Source organism: Myxococcus sp. AB025B, assembly GCF_006518215.1.
Taxonomy (GTDB): domain Bacteria; phylum Myxococcota; class Myxococcia; order Myxococcales; family Myxococcaceae; genus Myxococcus; species Myxococcus fulvus.
The window spans coordinates 1-2,779 of sequence record NZ_SRLW01000551.1 but is presented as its reverse complement, the minus strand read 5'-3'; the positions used below and the strand labels follow the sequence as shown (position 1 = coordinate 2,779).

The window sequence follows — 2,779 nt, the reverse complement described above, 5'->3', positions numbered from 1 at the left end:
CTCGGCGCACTCGGAGAAGACCCGAGCCAGTACAGTGTGACCGCCATCCGAGCCTACGTCATCAAGCAACTCAGCGACGTCGGTCGCGGCGAGACGCGTACTGCCGTGACGGCGATCCGCGCGTTCCTCCGGTTCCTCGTCGCCGAGGGCCGCGTGCACTCTGGCATCCCTCATTGCGTTCCGACGGTGCCGCAGTGGCGGCTCTCGTCGCTGCCGCGCTACCTCGAGGTGCCCGACGTCGAGCGCGTCGTGAAGAGCTGTGACCTGGCGACGGGCCATGGTCTGCGCGACCACGCCATCCTGCGCCTGCTCGCGCGGCTGGGCCTTCGCGCTGGCGACATCGTCAGGATGACGGTGACCGACATCGATTGGCGAGGCGGCACCCTTCGCGTACACGGTAAGGGGCGGCGCGAGGTTCGACTGCCGCTCCCCCAAGACGTGGGCGACGCCGTGCTCGCGTACCTCGAGCGCGGACGGCCGAGGTCCAGCAGTGAGCGCCTGTTCCTCACGGTCAATGCGCCGACGCGTCCCTTCGCCACCTCGGCCACGATTTCCGACATCGTGCGCGTCGCGCTCAAGCGTGCGGGGATTCAGAATCCGCCAAGCCGGGGAGCTCACCTCCTTCGGCACTCTGCCGCGACGGCGATGCTCCGCGCCGGAGGCTCGCTTGACACCATCGCGACTGTCTTGCGCCATCGCTCGCCCGACACGACCGCGTACTACGCGAAGGTCGACGTAGAGATGCTCCGGGAGGTGGCCCAGCCGTGGCCCGGAGGTGCCGTATGCTGAGCACCATCGTCGAGCGCCACATCGCGCTGCACCACGCGACGGGCTACCTCTTTCGCAAGCAGAGCATCCTTCTGCGCGACTACGCCCGCTTCGCCGAGGCCAAGGGCGAAGACGTCGTGCGCGCGACCACTGCGCTCGAGTGGGCTGGCAGAGGGCCATCGGCGGGCACGCGCCACGGCCGACTCGAGGTTATCCGTCGCTTCGCGCGGCTGATGCACGCCGAGGAGCCACGCCACGAGGTCCCTCCGGCTGGCGTCTTCGGTAAGCAGGCGCCGCGACGCACGCCGTACATCTACACGCCCCAGGAGATTCGCACGCTGCTCAAGGCCGCGAGCGCACTTGGCCCCCGAGGTGCCCTGCGTCCGAAGATGTACGCCACGATGCTCGGCCTCATTGCTGCCACCGGGCTGCGCATCTCGGAGGCCATCGGATTGCGGCTCAACGACGTCACGACGGCGGGGCTCGTCATTCGGCAGACGAAGTTCCGCAAGAGCCGACTCGTTCCCTTGCACCCGACGACTCGTCGCGCCCTCGCCTCGTACCTCGCGGTCCGCACCAGGTTTGCGGGCACCGACGATGCCGTGTTTCTCTCCGAGCGCGGAGCCGGGTTGCGGTACTCGACCGTCATCTCGACCTTCCTCGCGCTGGTTCGCAGCCTGGGCATCCACCCTGGGGCTGGCCAGCGAGGGCCGCGCATCCACGACCTGCGCCACACCTTCGCGGTTCGCTCGCTCGAGCAGTGCGCGAGCAACGGCGAGGCCGTCGCCCGTCACATGCTGGCGCTCAGCACGTATCTCGGGCACGCGCATCTCTTCGACACCTACTGGTACCTGCAGGCGACACCACGACTGTTGGCCGACGTCGCGGCGCGGAGCGAGTCCCTGGCGCGGCGAGGCGCCCGATGACACTACTCGCCCCACACCTCACCGCGTTCCTCCGCGAGCGCCTGCCTCATGAGCGTCATGCAAGCCCGCACACGTGCGATGCGTACGCGTACGCCTTCCAGTTGCTGCTTACCTTCGCATCGAAGCGGCTTCGGACCCAGCCGTCCTCGCTGACGCTCGAGCAGCTCGACGTCCCGCTCGTGCTGGCCTTCCTCGACGAGCTCGAGACATCGCGGGGCAACACCGCACGCACGCGCAACGCGCGCCTCGCCGCCATCAAGTCCTTCGCCCGCTTCATCGAGTTCCGCGTGCCGTCGTGCGTTCAGCAATCCCATGGATTGCTCGCCATCCCGTCGAAGAAGACCGACGAGAAGCTGGTCGGCTTCCTTACCCGCGACGAGATGCAGGCGGTGCTCGATGCGCCCGACCCACGTGCACGCGATGGTGTGCGTGACCGCGCGATGCTGCACCTCGCTTTCGCCGCCGGACTTCGCGTCTCCGAGTTGGTCGGGCTGAAACTCGACGACGTCACCCTTCAACCGCAGGCCGCCATCCATGTGCGAGGCAAGGGGCGTCGAGAGCGGGTGTTGCCGCTATGGAAGACGACGACGAAGGCGCTCCGCGCGTGGCTCGTGCTGCGCGGGAGCGCCACGTGCCCCGAGCTATTCCTGAATGCCCGGGGCGGTCCACTCACGCGAGACGGCTTCGAGCACATCCTGGCCAAGCACGTGAAGACCGCCACGGCGACGACGCCGTCGCTCAAGAAGAAGCGGGTGTCCCCGCACGTCCTTCGCCACAGTTGCGCGATGCACACGCTCGAGGCGACGCGCGACATCCGCAAGGTCGCCCTCTGGCTCGGGCACGCCACCGCCCAGACGACGGAGATTTACGTGCGCGCCGATCCGACCGCGAAGCTTGAGGCGATCGACGCGGTGCTTCCGCCCGCACTTCGACGAGGTCGGTTCCGAGCCCCAGACAAGCTGCTCGCCTCGCTGCGGCCCTCGCGGAAAGGGGCATGATTATGCGGAGCCGCCGCGCCGGTCTCCTCCTCGGACTGGCGCGCGGCATGCCCCTCAACTCCGCATAACGCCGGACTCGGCATAATT

Annotated in this window: 3 protein-coding genes; all 3 read left to right on the top strand. The window is 68.2% G+C overall.

Annotated elements, in window-relative coordinates; genetic code table 11:
- The coding region (locus FL311_RS42450) for a site-specific integrase (RefSeq protein ID WP_141333295.1) at positions 1-789 on the top strand (789 nt) is incomplete at its 5' end.
- Positions 783-1,694 (top strand): tyrosine-type recombinase/integrase, encoded by a 912-nt coding sequence (locus FL311_RS42445; RefSeq protein ID WP_141333293.1) that lies wholly within the window; start codon positions 783-785, stop codon positions 1,692-1,694. The genes FL311_RS42450 and FL311_RS42445, both read left to right, overlap by 7 nt.
- Positions 1,691-2,692: a tyrosine-type recombinase/integrase gene (locus FL311_RS42440; RefSeq protein WP_141333291.1), complete on the top strand. Its 1,002-nt coding sequence runs from the start codon at positions 1,691-1,693 to the stop codon at positions 2,690-2,692. Before FL311_RS42445 ends, FL311_RS42440 begins: the two co-directional genes overlap by 4 nt.
- Positions 2,693-2,779 lie beyond the last annotated feature (87 nt).

Coding starts and splice junctions, on each gene's coding strand:
- FL311_RS42440 (WP_141333291.1), top strand. CDS start 1,691: ATGACACTACTCGCCCCACACCTCACCGCGTTCCTCCGCGAGCGCCTG.
- FL311_RS42445 (WP_141333293.1), top strand. CDS start 783: ATGCTGAGCACCATCGTCGAGCGCCACATCGCGCTGCACCACGCGACG.